Annotated in this window: 16 protein-coding genes; 10 read left to right on the top strand and 6 right to left on the bottom strand. The window is 72.5% G+C overall.

Going from position 1 to position 15992, the window contains the following annotated elements; genetic code table 11:
- The first annotated feature begins 243 nt into the window (after positions 1-243).
- A complete protein-coding gene (locus tag JNO44_RS00690) occupies positions 244-2235 on the top strand; it encodes a heavy metal translocating P-type ATPase (protein ID WP_205360394.1) in 1992 nt (663 codons plus the stop codon).
- Positions 2236-2538: 303 nt separating this feature from the next.
- Here JNO44_RS00690 and JNO44_RS00685 read toward each other — a convergent pair whose 3' ends face one another.
- Entirely contained in the window at positions 2539-3156 is a 618-nt protein-coding gene (locus tag JNO44_RS00685; RefSeq protein ID WP_205360392.1) for a TetR/AcrR family transcriptional regulator, read from the bottom strand.
- A gap of 86 nt (positions 3157-3242) precedes the next feature.
- Here JNO44_RS00685 and JNO44_RS00680 point away from each other — a divergent pair, with 86 nt between their 5' ends.
- Complete coding sequence (locus tag JNO44_RS00680; RefSeq protein ID WP_240167348.1) at positions 3243-4562, top strand: alpha/beta fold hydrolase; 1320 nt, start codon at positions 3243-3245, stop codon at positions 4560-4562.
- Positions 4563-4712: 150 nt separating this feature from the next.
- Positions 4713-4889 carry a hypothetical protein gene (locus JNO44_RS42875; protein ID WP_240167347.1) on the top strand — a complete coding sequence of 59 codons (177 nt, stop codon included), beginning with the start codon at positions 4713-4715 and terminating at the stop codon, positions 4887-4889.
- A gap of 57 nt (positions 4890-4946) precedes the next feature.
- Here the strand turns inward: JNO44_RS42875 and JNO44_RS00670 are convergent, their stop codons facing one another.
- Both JNO44_RS00670 and JNO44_RS00665 read right to left on the bottom strand, forming a co-directional pair.
- The gene (locus JNO44_RS00670) at positions 4947-5312 is read right to left on the bottom strand and encodes a VOC family protein (protein ID WP_205360389.1); all 366 of its coding nucleotides are present in this window, start codon (positions 5310-5312) and stop codon (positions 4947-4949) included.
- Between the two features lie 136 nt (positions 5313-5448).
- Positions 5449-6426 carry an ArsR/SmtB family transcription factor gene (locus JNO44_RS00665; RefSeq protein ID WP_205360388.1) on the bottom strand — a complete coding sequence of 326 codons (978 nt, stop codon included), beginning with the start codon at positions 6424-6426 and terminating at the stop codon, positions 5449-5451.
- Between the two features lie 72 nt (positions 6427-6498).
- Here JNO44_RS00665 and JNO44_RS00660 point away from each other — a divergent pair, with 72 nt between their 5' ends.
- From JNO44_RS00660 to JNO44_RS00630, 7 genes are all read left to right on the top strand, one after another.
- On the top strand, positions 6499-7689 hold the full coding sequence (locus JNO44_RS00660) for an MFS transporter (RefSeq protein WP_205360387.1): 1191 nt from the start codon (positions 6499-6501) through the stop codon (positions 7687-7689).
- A 483-nt stretch (positions 7690-8172) separates the two neighbouring features.
- A complete protein-coding gene (locus JNO44_RS00655) occupies positions 8173-8691 on the top strand; it encodes a hypothetical protein (protein ID WP_205360386.1) in 519 nt (172 codons plus the stop codon).
- A 107-nt stretch (positions 8692-8798) separates the two neighbouring features.
- Positions 8799-9518 (top strand): response regulator transcription factor, encoded by a 720-nt coding sequence (locus tag JNO44_RS00650; protein ID WP_205360385.1) that lies wholly within the window; start codon positions 8799-8801, stop codon positions 9516-9518.
- Complete coding sequence (locus tag JNO44_RS00645; protein ID WP_205360384.1) at positions 9515-11002, top strand: sensor histidine kinase; 1488 nt, start codon at positions 9515-9517, stop codon at positions 11000-11002. The genes JNO44_RS00650 and JNO44_RS00645 overlap by 4 nt, the downstream gene beginning before the upstream one ends.
- A gap of 47 nt (positions 11003-11049) precedes the next feature.
- Complete coding sequence (locus JNO44_RS00640) at positions 11050-11262, top strand: hypothetical protein (protein WP_205360383.1); 213 nt, start codon at positions 11050-11052, stop codon at positions 11260-11262.
- A gap of 109 nt (positions 11263-11371) precedes the next feature.
- Complete coding sequence (locus tag JNO44_RS00635; RefSeq protein WP_205360382.1) at positions 11372-11806, top strand: hypothetical protein; 435 nt, start codon at positions 11372-11374, stop codon at positions 11804-11806.
- Entirely contained in the window at positions 11803-12036 is a 234-nt protein-coding gene (locus tag JNO44_RS00630) for a hypothetical protein (protein WP_205360380.1), read from the top strand. Before JNO44_RS00635 ends, JNO44_RS00630 begins: the two co-directional genes overlap by 4 nt.
- A 57-nt stretch (positions 12037-12093) precedes the next feature.
- On the opposite strand, the gene JNO44_RS00625 is transcribed toward JNO44_RS00630, so the two are convergent.
- The 3 genes from JNO44_RS00625 to JNO44_RS00615 are packed head-to-tail and all read right to left on the bottom strand — an operon-like array spanning position 12094 to position 15880.
- Entirely contained in the window at positions 12094-13263 is a 1170-nt protein-coding gene (locus JNO44_RS00625) for a substrate-binding domain-containing protein (protein WP_205360378.1), read from the bottom strand.
- Between the two features lie 44 nt (positions 13264-13307).
- Complete coding sequence (locus tag JNO44_RS00620; protein WP_205360377.1) at positions 13308-14348, bottom strand: ABC transporter permease; 1041 nt, start codon at positions 14346-14348, stop codon at positions 13308-13310.
- Entirely contained in the window at positions 14345-15880 is a 1536-nt protein-coding gene (locus JNO44_RS00615; protein WP_205360376.1) for a sugar ABC transporter ATP-binding protein, read from the bottom strand. The genes JNO44_RS00620 and JNO44_RS00615 overlap by 4 nt, the downstream gene beginning before the upstream one ends.
- Positions 15881-15992: the final 112 nt, after the last annotated feature.

The raw sequence follows: 15992 nt of genomic DNA, 5'->3' as shown, positions 1-15992 counted from the left end.
GGGAGAGGGGGCGCGGACTTTCCGGTACATATCGGCACCTCGCCGTGCGTGTCTGTGATCTGCCATCCGGCGACCGCGAGGACGACCTCGTTGCGCGTGAGCTCGCGGACGTGATCGTCGTGGTGCGGCATGAAGTAGTCGCCCGGGGCCGACCCACATGAATACATGAAACCATGTTCATGCATTCCTGTACGGTGGTGGCGTTGGATGCCGTCCGCCCGTCTCCGTAAGGACCTCGCTTCGATGCCTACCCCGTCTGCCACCCTCACTCGCTCAGCCTCCGCCGGGGAGACGGGCGTGCGCGGTACGGCGGCGCCCAGGCGCCGCACCCGGATCTTCGCGCTGCCCGAGGCCCGCTGGGCGGCCGCGGCGCTGGTGCTCTTCCTGGTCGGCCTGCCGCTGTATCTGCTGGCGGCGCCGGCGTGGTCCTGGGGGCCGCTGTTCGCCCTGACCTACGCCACCGGCGGCTGGGAGCCCGGCTGGGCGGGCCTTCAGGCGCTCAAGGAGAAGACCCTGGACGTGGACCTGCTGATGGTCGTCGCGGCACTGGGCGCGGCGGCGATCGGGCAAGTACTGGACGGTGCGCTGCTGATCGTCATCTTTGCCACCTCCGGCGCCCTGGAGGCGATCGCCACCGCCCGCACCGCGGACTCCGTCCGCGGCCTGCTCGACCTCGCCCCCGCGACCGCGACCCGCCTGGGCGACGACGGGGCCGAGGAGGCGGTGCGTACCGAGCAGCTGCGCGTGGGCGACATCATCCTGGTGCGGCCCGGAGAGCGGGTGGGCGCCGACGGTCAGGTGCTGGACGGCGCGAGCGAGGTCGATCAGGCGACCATCACCGGCGAGCCCATGCCGGTGGCGAAGGAGACCGGGGACGAGGTGTTCGCCGGCACCCTGAACGGCACCGGCGCGCTGCGGGTGAAGGTCGAGCGCGACCCCTCCGACTCGGTGATCGCCCGCATCGTGGCCATGGTCGAGGAAGCCTCCGAGACCAAGGCGCCGACCCAGCTGTTCATCGAGAAGGTCGAGCAGCGGTACTCGATCGGCATGGTCGCCGCCACGATCGCGCTGTTCGTCCTGCCGCTCCTGTTCGGCGCCGCCCTGCAGCCCACCCTGCTGCGGGCGATGACCTTCATGATCGTCGCCTCGCCGTGCGCGGTGGTGCTCGCGACCATGCCGCCGTTGCTCTCGGCCATCGCCAACGCCGGACGCCACGGCGTGCTGGTCAAGTCGGCGGTCGTGATGGAACAGCTCGGCCGGATCGACGCGGTCGCACTGGACAAGACCGGCACCCTGACCGAGGGCACCCCGCGGGTGACCGACATCCGCCCGCTGGCCGGCTCCGACCTGGACGAGAAGGCGCTGCTACGGCTGGCGGCAGCGGCCGAGCACCCCAGCGAACACCCGCTGGCCCGCGCGATCGTGGACGCCGCCCGCACCCGCGACCTGCGCATCCCCCTGGTTGAGGACTTCACCTCCGCCCCCGGCAGCGGAGTCACCGCCACCGTCGAGGGCAAGGCCGTCGCGGTCGGCAGCCCAGCCCGCCTGCTGAAGACCCGAACCGACCAGGCAGCAGCAACGGTGGTTGCCCAGCTGGAGGACGATGGCCACACCGCCGTCCTGGTCGAGGTCGGGGACACCCCGGTCGGGGTGCTGGGCATCGCCGACCGGCTGCGCGAGGAGGCCGCCGCCACCGTCGCCTCCCTCGCCACCCTCACCGGCCGCGCGCCGGCGCTGGTCACCGGCGACAACCCGCGGGCCGCCACCCGCCTGGCTCGGGAGGTCGGCATCACCGACGTCCGCGCGGGGCTCCTGCCGCAGGACAAGGTCGCAGCCGTCAGGGAGTTGGAACAGGCCGGGCGCAAGGTGCTCGTGGTCGGCGACGGCGTCAACGACGCTCCCGCACTGGCCGCTGCGCACACCGGCATCGCCATGGGCCGCGCCGGCTCCGACCTCGCCCTGGAAACCGCCGACGCCGTCGTGGTCCGCGATGAACTGGCCACCATCCCCGCTGTCGTCCAACTCTCCCGCCGTGCCCGCCGTTTGGTCGTGCAGAACCTGGCCATCGCCGCGACCTTCATCACCGGCCTGGTCGTCTGGGACCTGGCAGGCACCCTGCCGCTGCCGCTCGGCGTCGCGGGCCACGAAGGCTCCACCGTCATCGTCGGCCTCAACGGCCTGCGCCTGCTCGCGGAATCCGCCTGGCGCCGCGCCCGGGGCGGGAACGGTCAGTAACTGGCGGCGAGGGTGGGGTGGGGACGAGCGGAAGCAGGTGCCTGGCCGGTCGATGCGCAGTGTCCGGGCTGCCGCCACCCCCGCGTCCGACACGCCGCGCTCACCGTGGCCCGCATCGCCTCGCCGCGGTGAACGCGGTCGAACTGACGCTGTCGCCGATCGAGGTGCTGCGAACATCGAAGCTGATCCGACAGGCCGGCCGGCGGTATGGGTGGTGGGCCTTCGGCAGCCGGTTCGTTGAGGGGCGGATTCCCCGTATGCGGCGCTCACCAAGTGCCTGTACGGACGTGGTCGCGGCCCCTGTCAGGGCGCGGCTTCGTCGTGGCGAAGGCTGCGGAACACCGCGGGGGTCGTCCAGCCGCGCAGCGTGGCGTGGATCGTCGAAGGGAACGCGGCCCGTGCCGTGGAGGCGTCGAGGGCCCCGGTGAGTTCGAGTGTCACAAGCCCGTGCAGCGTCACCCAGACGGAGACTGCGATCGATGTCACCTCGCCGTCGAGGACGGACGCGGTCACGGCGCGGTCGATCGCCGCGATGAGCGGTTGGACGGGGTCACGGGTACCGACCGCTCCTGACGGCTCGAAGGATTGCACGCCGCCGAACAGCACCGCGTACAGGTGACGGTGTTCGCTTCCCCATCGGCGGTACGCGGCGGCCAGTGCGTAGAGGTCGGCGAGCGGATCCTCGGAGGTGGGCGCGGCCGTCAGGGCCTGGAACAGGCCGGCGACGGCCCTGTCGCGCACCGCCGCGATCAGTCCGTCCTTCCCGCCGAACAGGGAGTACACCGCCGCTGTCGAGGCATCGGCGGCCGTGGCGACGGCGCGGACGGTGACCGACTCCTGCGGGTGGGTGGCGAGCATCTCGGTTGCGCGCTCCACGAGTCGCTCTTTCACGGTCTCGTCGTTCGTTCTCGGCCTACCCATGTCGAGAAGCCTACCCTCTTTGATAACGTCGTTTTGAAACAGCGTTATGAAACCTGGAGGGTCCGTCCGCCATGCCCACTTCCGTCATGCGTCTCGCCCGTTTCGCCGGGCGCTTACTCCTGGCACTGGCCGCCGGCGTCGCCCTGGTCGTCGTCTTCCTCGCTTCGATCGTCGTCACGGACGGGGCGGGCTCGGGGATCGCCGCATGGTTGACGGCCGTTGGGGTCGGGAGCCTCGCCGCACTATGGCGGGGGCGGCGTCGCCGCAGGGCGTCGCGCCTCCTGCCGTTCCTGCCGGTGCTTGTCGCGGCAGCGTTGACGGCGTCGGTCTGCATCCCGACCGTGCCCACTGCCCGGCGGTACCCGCCCGCCCTGCCCTTCGTGGCCACCCAGCACTGGCGCCTGCCCACCGGCAGCCAGGTCGCGGTGTACCACTACCCGCCCGCGAAACCAGGCACCCGGCATCCCGTACCGTTCGTCTACCTCAACGGCGGACCGGCCCGCGGCGTCTCCCTGCTCGACCACCGGTTCCTGCAACTCCTGGCGCATCAGGGCTACGACGTCTACGCCTACGAACCGGCCGGCGCCGGACGGAGCGACCTGCTTCCCATGGGGCAGTACTCGATCTCCAGGTCGGTCCGTGACCTCGCCGCCTTCGTCGACCGCCTGGGCAAGGGGAGGGTCGACATCCTCGGCTTCTCCTCGGGCGGGGTCGTGCTCACGCGAGCCCTGGCCGATCCGGACGTCGCCGCACGCCTGCACCGGGCGGTCATAGCCGAACCCGGCCCGATGGACGGCCCCACCGCGCAGATCACCGGGCACCAGGGCCAACCATCCGCCCGCGGGCTCGCGCCCACCGTGACCGGCCCGCGGTCGACAGGCATCCCCCGGTACGCCGTCGCATTCGGCCTGATGCGACTCGGGCTCCTCACCCCGGACACCGGGCTGGTCGGACAGGCCGAGGGTGACAACGCGTTCACCGCCGCCGACCTCGGCAGCGACACCGCATCCGCCTACTGCGCCCGCGATGCGCACCGCATCCCGACCGAGGACACCGCACGGAACTTCTCCTTCAGCCCCGCCGCCAGCCTCCGCATCCAGCAGACGGTGAAGGACGCTCCTTCCCTCGCCCCGCAGCTGCGGCGTTCTCGGACTCCGGCGATGCTGATGATCGCCGAGTGCTCCTCCCAGGTCCGTCAGTGGGAGACCGCCGTCCTCGCCAACGACCCCGCCGTCCAACGCACGCAGTTCATGCCCGGAGTCGGGCACCACATCTGGAACGGTCTGGACGACAACAACGACCGAGCAGCCGCCGTCATCACCGCGTTCCTCCAAGGCAAGCCGGCACCGTTGCCGAACCATCCGTCCCGCGACGAGATCCCTGCCTTCCTCCGTGACCACCAGTGATGCCCCCGTCTCGTCCGCAGGGAGAGGAACGCGGAGGACAGCGGTCCCGTGGGCCGGACACACCGCAGAAATGACCGATCGCGATCGAGGCGTTCCGGCCTCCGGGTTCCGCGGCCCGTCACGGCGGATGACGTGCCCACGCTGATGCCCATGTTCCGCGACGCGGAGGTGACGCGGCTGACCGGCAGTCACGGTGATGAGGAGCCCGACGAAGCGCGGATACGTGACGGGTACGCAACGCGGGTGGACGCCGAGGTGATGTCGATCCTCGCGCCGGAGTCGTTCCAGCACCGTGGACGGCCGGAGCGAGCCGCAGCTGCCCGGTGAGGGGCGTTGTTGTCCCTCACCTTCGTCGTCCCCGCAGGCCGGTCTGTCGGAGAGAACTCAGGCACAGTGGCAGACGGCCTCGATGTTGTTGCCGTCGGGATCGCGGACGAAGGCTCCGTAGTAGGAGTCGTGGTACTCGGGCCAGAGACGGGGCGCGTGCAGGACTTCGGCACCCACCGCCAGGGCCGCGGCGTGGAAGGCGTCCACGGTGGCGCGGTCGGCTGCGGTGAAGGCGATGTGGACTTCGCGCGGGGCCTCCAAGCCCTGTGCCGGGACGAGCCACAGCGGGTGCCCCGTGACGCCGAAGCTGATGTTCTCGCCGAACTGCTTCTTGCGCTCGCCGCCGAGCGGGGCCAGCACGGCATCGTAGAAGGCGGCGCTGGCCGCGACGTCGTTCACCTGGATGGCGATGTGATCGAGCATGCGCCAACCTTGCATGGGAGCAAGGGAGTTGTCGCGTGAATTACCCCGGCTCGTCGGCCGGTCGCACCGTTGCCTCACTCCTGTTGTGGGCGTGACAGGCGAAGACCCCCCAGTGGCCCCCGGGTCCGGTTACCGTTCAGCGGCAGCCGGATCCGGACGCCTCCACGAGCACCTCCCCGGCCGCCGTCCGCACGTACAGCACCGACCGCCCGGCCCTCCGCCGCTCCACCAGTCCCGCGTCCAGCAGCACCCGCAGATGCCGTCCCACCGACCCCAGCCCCTGCCCGGTCACGGCGACCAGCTGGGTCGTGCTCAGGGGAGTCCCGAGCAGCACCAGCAATCCGGCCCGCGCAGTCCCGATGAGCGCCCCGAGCCCGGCCGGGACGGGCCGCCGGTCGTGGTCCTCGGCGAGCACCCCGAGACACGAGTAGACGACGGCGTACCGCTCGCGTCCCTCCCACGACACCCACCCGGCCCGTGGCGTCACGGGCATGAACAGCAGCTCTGCCCCGGCGGCGATCTCCCGCGGCGGATACGCGTTGAGGTTGACCTGGAACCGGCTCTCCCCGAGCCACCGCGTCCCCGGCCGCAGTGAGTCCAACACCGCTGCCCAACCGCCCTGGCTCACCCGGGCCGTCCGCGCGACGACGTCGGCCTCCAGGACGCGCCGCCGACGCTCCCAGTACGGCCGTACGGAGTCCTCCCAGACGTACGTCAGGAGCGCGGTCGCCCGCTCGGGCAGGTCGTCGCGCTCCAGGGCGGCGGGGAGCGGGCCGCACAGGGACACCCGGAGGTTGGCGCGCGCCTCCCCGGCCCCGGCCGCCCGCACTCGGGCCACGGTCTCCTCGAAGCTCTCCCCGACGCACGAGGTGGGGCAGACGAAGTCGGCGATCCAGGACGTGCCGAGTGCCGCCCGCACGAGCAGCGCGGTCACCGGGTCGGCCGCGAGGCGCGCGCGGTAGCCGGGTAGGTGCGCGCGCAGCCAGGACGCCTCGCCCGGATGGGCGCCGATGCCCGCGTGCAGCAGCTTCAGGCTCGCGAAGGTCTCGGCGAAGGGAGAGAGCACGAACCGGCTGCGGGCGAGGGTGTCGGTGTCGATCTGCCACAACCCCATGCGCACGTACGACCTTTCGCGTGTCGGCGAAACAGTGAACACGGGCCCCGGGCCGCTCCGAGACTCCCACGCATGCGAAGTTACCGAACCCTGTTCCGCACCCCGGAGTTCACCCCGTTCCTGGTCTCCTTCGCCGCCTTCGCCGCGGCGCAGACGATCGGCGGTCTGGCCCTCGGGACGCTGGTCTTCCGGGCCACCGGCTCCCCGCTCCTGTCGGCGGTGAGCATGTTCGGCCCGCAGCTGGCGCAGTTGCTCGGCGCCGCGTTCCTGCTCTCGGGAGCCGATCGCCTGCCCCCGCGCGCGATCCTGTCCGGCCTCGCCCTCGCCTTCGCGGCCGGTACCGCGGTGTTGGCGCTGCCCGGCCTTCCGGTCGCGGCGGTCTTCGCCGTCCTCCTGGCCCAGGGACTGGTCGCGTCCCTGGGCGGGGGAGCGCGCTCCGGACTGTTGAACGAGATCCTCACGAAAGACGGCTATGTCCTGGGCCGTTCGGTGTTCAACATGCTCTGGGGCCTGATGCAGGTGGCCGGTTTCGCGACGGGCGGCGCGCTGCTGACGCTGCTGGCCCCGCGGACGTGCCTGCTCCTGGCGGCGGCGCTGTACGTGATGTCGGCCCTCGCCACCCGCCTGGGCCTCACGGCCCGCCCACCGCGCTCCTCCGGCCGCCCGTCCGTCTCGGTGACCTGGCGCACCAACGGCCTCCTGTGGTCCGCACGCCCCCGCCGCCTCACCTACCTGGGCCTGTGGATCCCCAACGGCCTGGTCGTCGGCTGTGAGTCGCTCTACATCTCCTACGACCCCGGGGCGGCCGGGACGCTGTTCGCGTGCGCGGCGCTCGGTATGTTCGTCGGTGACGTGGCGGTGGGCCGCCTGGTACCGCCCGCGTTGCGCCCCCGCCTCGCGGTCCCGCTGCGCCTGCTGCTGGCGGCTCCGTACCTGTTCTTCGTGCTACGGCCGGGAGTGACGTTGGCGGCTGTGGCCGTCGCCGTCGCCTCCGTGGGCTTCGGCGCGAGCCTGGTCCTGCAGGAACGCCTGATGTCGCTCACCCCCGACGACCTCGCGGGTCAAGCCCTCGGCCTGCACTTCGTCGGCATGTCCACCTTCCAGGGCGTCGGCGCGGCCGTCGCGGGCATGGTGGCCCAACTGACGTCCCCGGCCGCGGCGATGACGGTGCTGGCGGTCGGGTCGGTCACCGTGACCCTGACCCTCGTGGCACTGGGCAGGCACGAGGCACAGCGGCGCGGCTCGGTGTCCGTGCGGGTGTAGCCCCAGCGGGCGGCGATGGCGTGGATGGGGGCCTGCTGGGTTGTGCCGGCGAGATCGCGGCGCGCGTTCCAGGCGTTGGTTGCGGATGCCGCCGGCCGCCGTGTTGTCTTCGCGTCGCGGCCGACCAGGACCGGCCGACCGCCCGCAACCGCCGCACCTCCCGTCCAGAGCACAGACAGCAGTCGGGGATGATGCCTGTACTGCGGAACGTCCGGTACCGCGTCATCCGGCGGTCGGCCCGGGCCGGCTGCCAGTAAGGTCGGCAGCTCCACAAAGAATCCACAAAGTGGCTGGCTACTCTCTCCGGGCATCGTGTCGCAGGGATGGGCAGGCCGTCCGTTGCACACCAAAGGAGGCATCGTGCGCGCTCTCTCCCGTCTCATGAGGACGGCGGTACCGGCACGGACCCGGCCGTCGAGCCCGCATGGCATAGCGGGGCAGGCAGGCGGTGGGCGAGTCTCGCGTGCGGGCACCCGACGGCTGGTGGTGTGGGGCCTGCTCAGTGTGGCACTGGCCCTGATCGGCTGGATGGTCATCCTCGGACTGACCCTGAAGAGCCACGCCAGGGTCCGCCACTGGGACACCGCCTGGGTCGGGCTGGACGCCATGGAAGTGGTCGGCCTGCTGCTCACCGGCGCACTGACCTGGTACCGGCGCACCGCAGTGGGCCCCATCGCCTCGGCGACCGCGATGCTCTTCGCGCTGGACGCCTGGTTCGACGTCACCACCGCCGCCAAGGGCAGCGACCATCTCACCGCGGTGGTCATGGCCGTCTGCTGCGAACTTCCCCTGGCCATCGGGCTCGTCCTGATCAGCGTTCTGGCCGCGCGCTGGAAGGCTTCCCCCGCGCCCCGCACCGAGGGCCGCGGCGCACCGCATGCCCTGGACCACGGTCCATGCTCCGGCGATGGACAACGCCGGGAGCCCGGCATCGGCCGCGCCATGACAGGCGACGCCCGCTCCTTGCGACCCCGGCGCGCGCCCGAACAGACCGGACCGTAGGCCGCCGCCGCGACCAGCCGGCCGCACCAGGACATCTCAGCGCTGCCCGGATGCGGGGCGGTGGCGCATGATGGCGGGCGTCGATGTGGGCGGTGAGCGGAGGCGGAATGGGTATCGGGGCCGGTGCCGGACGGGTATTGGTGGTGGACGACGACGCCGCGATCCGGCGTTCGCTGGGCCGCGGCCTGCGATTGAACGGCTTCACCGTCGATCTGGCGGACGGCGGCCGTGCCGCGCTGGAGCGGGCGGCGGCCCAGGCACCTGACGCCATGGTGCTGGACATCTCGATGCCCGACCTCGACGGCATCGCGGTGTGCCGGCGCCTGCGGACCGAGGGCAATGACATACCGGTGCTGATGCTGTCCGCGTTGGACGAGGTCGCGGACCGGGTGGCCGGCCTGCAGGCCGGCGGGGACGACTACCTCGTCAAGCCGTTCGCCCTCGACGAGCTGGTGCTGCGCCTGCACGCGCTGCTGCGCCGGCGGCCGCCCGCCGCCACCGGCACGGTGCGGGTCGGTGGACTGGTGCTGGACACGGCGGCGCGGACCGTCCGTCTCGACGGTCGACAGCGGGAGCTGACCCGGCGGGAGTTCGCACTGCTGGAGGTGCTGGCCCGCAACGCGGGGCTGGTCCTCAGCCGCGACCAGCTGCTGGAGCGGGTGTGGGGGTACGACTTCGACGTGCGCAGTGACGCCGTGGACACGTTCGTGAGCTATCTGCGGCGCAAGCTGGAGGCGGACGGGCGGCCCAGGATCATCCACACGGTGCGCGGTGTGGGCTTCGTCCTGCGCGACCAGCAGCCGGACGCGGCGACGGACACGCCGTGAGGCTGTCCACCCGCATCGCGCTCGTGGTGGGCGCCGTCGTACCGCTGCTGGTGGTGGCCTCGGGGTGGCTGCTCGTGGGCCTGGTGAGCAGGGACCTGCACGCGCAGGCCGACCAGCGGCTCAGCGAGCGTGCCCACGACGTGGCGGCGGTTGCCCGGGGGCTGCTGCGCGCCGCCTCCCAGGACCGCCCGCGGGTCGAACATGCCCGCCAACGGAAGCTGTACAGCGCGGCCCTGGACGTCGGCATCCGGTTGCAGGGACCGGACCGTACCGTGCAGGACGGCCCGCAGCCGGATCCGTCCGTACGGCTGCCGACGACGCCCGGCAAGCCGGTCAGCGTCCATGCGCGGGGCAAAACCTGGCGCGTGCTGGCCCAGCGGATCAGCGGCAAGGAGCCGGGCGTGCGGGGAACGCTGTGGCTGTTCTCCCCCGACTCCGTCAACCAGGCCCAGATCCAGCTCGTGCGCGGCCGGGTGGTCACCGTCGCGCTGCTCGCCGCCCCGGCGTCCGCGGGCCTGGCCTGGGCACTGGCCGCCGGCGCCGCCCGGCCGCTGCGGCGGCTGCAGCGGCGCACCAGCGGTCTCGATCCCCGTACCAGCGACGTCCGTTTGGAACACCGCCCGACCCGGATCACCGAGGTCGACGACCTCGCGCACACCGTGCAGACCGTTCTGGCCCGCTACGACGAACAGGCCGCCCGGACCGCCGAGGCGCTGGCGACGGCCCGCTCCTTCTCCGCCGCGGCCTCCCACGAACTGCGCACGCCGCTGACGAGCATGCAGACCAGCCTGGACATCCTCGACGCCTTCCAGGACCTCGACGCCCAGGACCGGGCGGAAACGGTGGAGGACCTGCGGCGCGGCCACGCCCGCGTGCTGGGGCTGCTGGTGATGTTGCGGGCGCTGGCCCAGGGGGACCTGGTCGAGGCGGACGCGTTCGCCCCCGTCGATCTTGCCGAGCTCACGGACGCCGCCGTGGCCGACTTCCGCCGCGCGCATCCCGACGCGGACGTGCAGGCGGAGTGCACCACGGGGCTGGTGGTGCACGGCTGGCAGCCGGGGCTGCGGTCGCTGGTGGACAACCTCCTGGCCAACGCCCTGGCACACGGCCGGTCCGCCGACGGCCGGGTCCGCATCGCGGTGGCCCTGCGGGCATCCGACGACGGGGGCGCCCCGGCGGCCGTGCTCACCGTGGACGACCAGGGGCCCGGGGTGCCGCCGGAGCAGCGGCAGACGATCTTCGAACGGTTCCATCGACGCGCCGAGAGCCCCGGGTCCGGCCTCGGGCTCACTCTGGTCGCCCAGCAGGCCGAGCTGCACCACGCGCACCTGGAAGTGCGGACGCCCCCGGGAGGTCCAGGAGCCCGCATCGAGGTCGCCTTCCCCCTCACCCGCCCGGGCCCGGACGGTACCGCGGTACCGCACCGGGACTGGCTGGCGGACACTCACCACCGTCGACAGGAAATCCACAAATACCGTCCCTAAGGTGCTCCTTGTGCGGAACGGCGGCGTTCACGCCACGAGGAGGACGTATGACCGTGCTGACCACGGAGACCGCGACCGCGCGCTGCCACGAGGAGGTCCGGGGCCGGCCACCGGTCGCCCGCACGGCCGACACGGTGGTCGCCATACTCGCCGCGACCCTGCTCTCCCTGGCCCTCGCCCTGTGCGGAGCCCTGATCGCCGAGGACGGCAGCGGCGTACGCGACGAAGGGCCCGCCACCGACACCTCGCACGGCAGCTGACCCGGTCACAAAGAAACCACAAGGTCGGCTCCTACCTTCGCTCGCACCCGGCCCACCACGCGCCCTTGGCGCAGCGGGCCTTCGCAGAGCACAGCGATCGGAGACAGACATGCGCGGACGCAGGACGACGATGACCGCGGCCTTGGCCGCCCTGGCCCTGGCGGGATCGGTGGCGGCCGGTGCCCCCTCGTACGCCGCAAAGACCACGGCGCCGGCAGCCACCGCCACCGCCACCGCCAAGGGCCCGAAGGGCGATGGTGCCAAGGCACTGTGCCGTCGGGTGCCGAAGTTGGAGAAGCGGATCGAGAAGCGGATCACGCGCATGGAGGCCGGCGCCGGCACCCGTGGCTCGATCACGTACCTGGAGCAGCGCATCGCCAACGCGAGGAAGGCCGACCACCAGGCCATCGCCACGTTCCTCGGCGACCGCCTCACCACCCGCAAGACGCTGCTGCCGCTGCTGAAGCAGAAGCAGACCGACCTCAAGGCGGTCGCCACCTGGTGCGGCACCCACCACAACGGCACGTCGGCCGCGGCCTCGTGAACCGCCGCCGCGGCCTGCCCGCCGCCCTGCTGACCGCGGCCCTCGCGATGCCCCTGCTCGCCACGGCGGCCTGTTCCCCGTCGTCGGCATCGGGCAGCGCGGCCCCGGCCACCAGCAGCACGGCCACCCCGCAGGACCAGCTCCCGCAGCTGCGGAAGAAGGTCGACGACGCCCAGCACGCCGTCGCCTCGGCGGACGCCAACGGCAACGCCGACGACTCCGGCAACTGATCGGGACAGTTGCCCGTGCCGCTCCGCGAACCCCGCGAGCGGCACGGGCGACGCCCCTCACCTGCCCCAGATCCTCCGGTACGCCGCGCGGTACCCGGGCGGGTCCCAGGTCGTCGCCCCCCGGCTGTTGGCGGCCGTGGCGATGTGCACGGGGGCGACGTATCCGCTGGCGGGCGCGCCGGCGAAGGCGCGGTTGAGCTCGTCGAGGATCTGCCAGCCCTGTTGGGCGAACGGCTCGGGCACGGTGGCCGCCTGGAACTGCCGACTGTTGATGCGCTGGAACGCGGACGGATCGCCGTCGCCCGCACCGATGTTGAAGGGGGCCCCGCCGCCCTTTCGCAGCGCGGCGCGAAGGGCCGGGGCGGCGTCGGAGAAGTACACGTCGTTGATGGCCACCGAGTGGGTCCAGGCATCCGGGAAACGCGACAGGAGTGAGGCGACCTCCAGTGGGGTTCGGCTGCTGCTGTCCGGGATCGGGATGTTCTCCTCCGTCAGCACCCGCACGCCGGGGCAGGTGGCGAGTTCCTTCGCGATCAGGGTGGACTTGGTCTCGGCGAACGGGATCGAGGCATCGGTGAACACGACCACCCCGGCGTGACCTTGGGAACGCGCGATGACCCAGTCCGCACTGGCCTTCGCGACATCCTCGACCCTGGTGGTGACGTTGGTGAAGAGCGCGGGATGTCGGCTCGGACCGGGGGAGCCGACCGCGTGCCAGCCGACGAGCGGGATGTGGTTCGCGGCGGCCCTGGCGACCTGAGCCGATGTCAGGTCCGGGTCGAAGCCGCCGATGACGATGCCGGCGGGCCGGAGGCCGACGGCCTGGTCGAAGGCGGCCTGGATGCCCGTGGGGGTGCCCTGGCCGTCGATCACCCGGAGGTTCCAGCCGATGGCCCGGGCGGCTTCCTGCACCCCCTTGGCGGCGCCCGCGACGCCGGGGTTGGTCATGGTCTGCGCGACGTAGACGACGTCCTTGCCGGCGGCTGCCCGGGGGCCGTCGACGGGACCGGGCGCCGCGGGAGCGGTCTGCTCGGCCTGCGCAACGGCCGCTGCGGCGCGGGCCTGGGCGGCGGGACAGCCGGGTCGCGCCGGGCTCGGCGCGACGGATCCACCGCCGACCGACGCGCCGCGCTCGCAGCCGACGAGGACGAGACTGCCGGTGAGCACGGCGGCCGCCAGCGACACGGCGACGGCACTGCCCACGGTGGGCCGGCGCGACGCGGGCACGCGGACGCCTCGCGCGGGGGTGGGGAGATGGTGACCGGCGGGGGTCACGAGGTGACCTTGGGCGGGTCGGGCAGAGCCCGTGGAGGTTCCTTCGGGCGCTGTCGCACCTGCCGGCGCGCGGTGTAGCCGGCCATGCCGACGGCGACGAGCAGGGTGGCGCCGTTGAACAGCGGGATGGCCCAGAAGCGGGCGCCCAACTGACCGATGCCGGCGAGCCCGATGGCGAGGACCACGACGGCGACCAGAGTGCCCACCGCGTTGGCCCGGCCGGGTCTGATCGTGGTGGAGCCGAGCAGCGCACTGACGAAGGCGGGCAGCAGATAGTCCAGTCCGACGCTGGGATTGCCGACCCGCTGCTGTGCGGCGAGCAGGACACCGGCGATGCCGACGACCAGGCCCGACCCGACGAAGGCGTGGACGACGTAGCGCCGGGTGGGGATGCCGACCAGTTCGGCGGCGCGGGGGTTGGAGCCGATGACGTAGAGGTACCGGCCGAGCGGTAGCCGTTCCAGCAGCAGCCACAACAGGGCGGTGAGGAGCAGGACGTAGCAGGCGGACACCGGCAGGCCGAGGAATCTGGAGTCGTACAGGTCGGTGAAGGCGGCCGGCAGGCCGTGCGGGCCGGGGACGATCCGGGCCCCGTCGGTGACCCAGCCGGTGACGGCGTAGAGGATGCTGCCGGTGCCGAGGGTGGCGATGAAGGAGTCGATCCGGGCGAATTCGACGACCATGCCGTTGAAGGCGCCGACGACCGCACCACCGAGCACCACCACGAGGCAGGCGAGCGGCCATGGCCAGGCATCGACGGCGATGAGCTGCATGACCATCACGTGCGCGAGGCCCAGACCGTAGCCGAGGGACAGGTCGAACTTGGCGGTGGCGATGGGGATCGTCGCGCCGAGCGCGAGGACGGCCGGGATCGACTGGTTGGACAGGACCGCGGAGATGTTGTCCAAGGTGGGATAGGTGTCGGGCAGGGCGAGGGAGAAGGCCAGGAACAGCAGGGCGGCCAGGGCCAGGAGGCCGTAGACGCCGAGGAGGTGCCCGAACCGGCGGCCCGGCGGGCGACGGGGGGAGCGGGTCACGGGCCCGTGGTCCCGGTGAGCGCGGGCATGGCGGAGGAAGCCCGGGTCAGGGCGCTGACGGTGAGGGCGTCACCGGTCAGCTCCGTCGTCACCGCCCCACGGACGAACACCAGGGCCCGATGGCACACGTCGGTGACCTCCTCGAAGTCGGTGGACAGCAGCAGGACGGCGAGACCGTCGGCCAACGCGTCCCGGAGCAGGCGGTGGACCGCCGTTTTGGCGCCGACGTCCACCCCGGCCGTCGGCTCTTCGAGGATCAGCAGTCTGCGGTGGGTCCCGAGCCACCGGCCGACCATGACCTTCTGCTGGTTCCCTCCGGACAGGGTGGAGATCGGCGCTTCGCTGTCCCGGGGGTACACCGCGAACCGGGCCATCAGGGCGTCGGCCTCGGCCCGCTCGCGCCGGGGTCCGGTCCAGTGGAGGGCCGGCAGGCCCCTCGCCCGTGGGTTGGCCAGGAGGTTCTCCCGCACGGTCAACTCGGTGGCGCAGCCCTCTTCCTGACGGTCGCTGCTCACGAAGCCGACCCCGGAGCCGACCGCGGCCGCGACCGACCCCGGTCGGTAGGGACGTCCGTCGAGCAGGGCCCGTCCGCCGAGGAGGCGTCCGGCGCCGGCGAGCGCGCGGCCCAACTCCAGGTGCCCGGCGCCGGTGAGTCCCACCATGCCGAGGATCTCCCCGGCGCGCAGTTCCAGGCTGACCGGTGCGGTGTCGGCGGTCCGTACGCGGTCGAGGCTCAGGACGGTGCGGCCGGTGGCGGGGGCGAGGCGGTAGCCGCCGGGTTCGTGGCCCACGATGTCGTGCACCAGCTGTGCCGGACCGTGGCCGGCGAGCGGGCCGTGGCGGACCAGGCGGCCGTCGCGCAGGACGGCGAAGGCATCGGCGACCTTGTACACCTCGTCGAGCCGGTGGGTGACGTAGACCAGGGCGTGCCCCTGGTCGCGCAGCGCGTGCAGTACGTCGAAGAGCCGGGCGCAGTCCGCTGCCGGGAGACTGGCCGTCGGCTCGTCGAGGACGATGACGCCGGCCCGGGTGGACAGCGCCCGGGCGATGGCCACCAGGGAACGCTCGGCCCGCGGGAGGTCGGCGAGGGGAGTGCGCGGGTCGAGGTGGGCGGCGATGAGGCCCAGCGCCTCGGTGCAGCGCTCACGGGTCCGCCGCCAGGACAGCAGGCCGGCGCGGCGGGCGTAGCCGGCGCCCAGGGCGATGTTCTCGGCGACCGTCATCCACTCGACCAGTCCGAGGTCCTGGTGGATGAAGGACATGGCGCGGGTGGCCGCCTCGGTGCCGAGCGGATGGCCGGCCACGGTCACCTCGCCGCTGTCCGCGCGGTGGACGCCGGCGAGGATCTTGATGAGGGTGGACTTTCCCGCGCCGTTGGGACCGAGCAGGGCGAGGATGCTGCCGGAGTGGATGTCGAGGTCGACGGCGTCCAGCGCGAGGGTGCCGCCGAACCGCTTGCTCAGGCCGCGGATCCGGACCAGCGGCTCTGGGCCGCGGGGCGCGGGAGGGCTGTGGTCGGGAGTGTCGGGCACGGACTTCTCCGGGGATCGGCCGCTCGGTGCACTGCCGGCATCCGGCACCGCATTGGCGCATGCTACGGCTCCCGTTGTCCTCCCTTCGGCTTCCATGCCGGAGGGGCCGTTG

Source organism: Streptomyces noursei, assembly GCF_016917755.1.
Lineage (GTDB): Bacteria > Actinomycetota > Actinomycetes > Streptomycetales > Streptomycetaceae > Streptomyces > Streptomyces yunnanensis.
The sequence above is the reverse complement of the archived record's forward strand: the minus strand, read 5'-3'. Positions and strand labels throughout refer to the sequence as shown.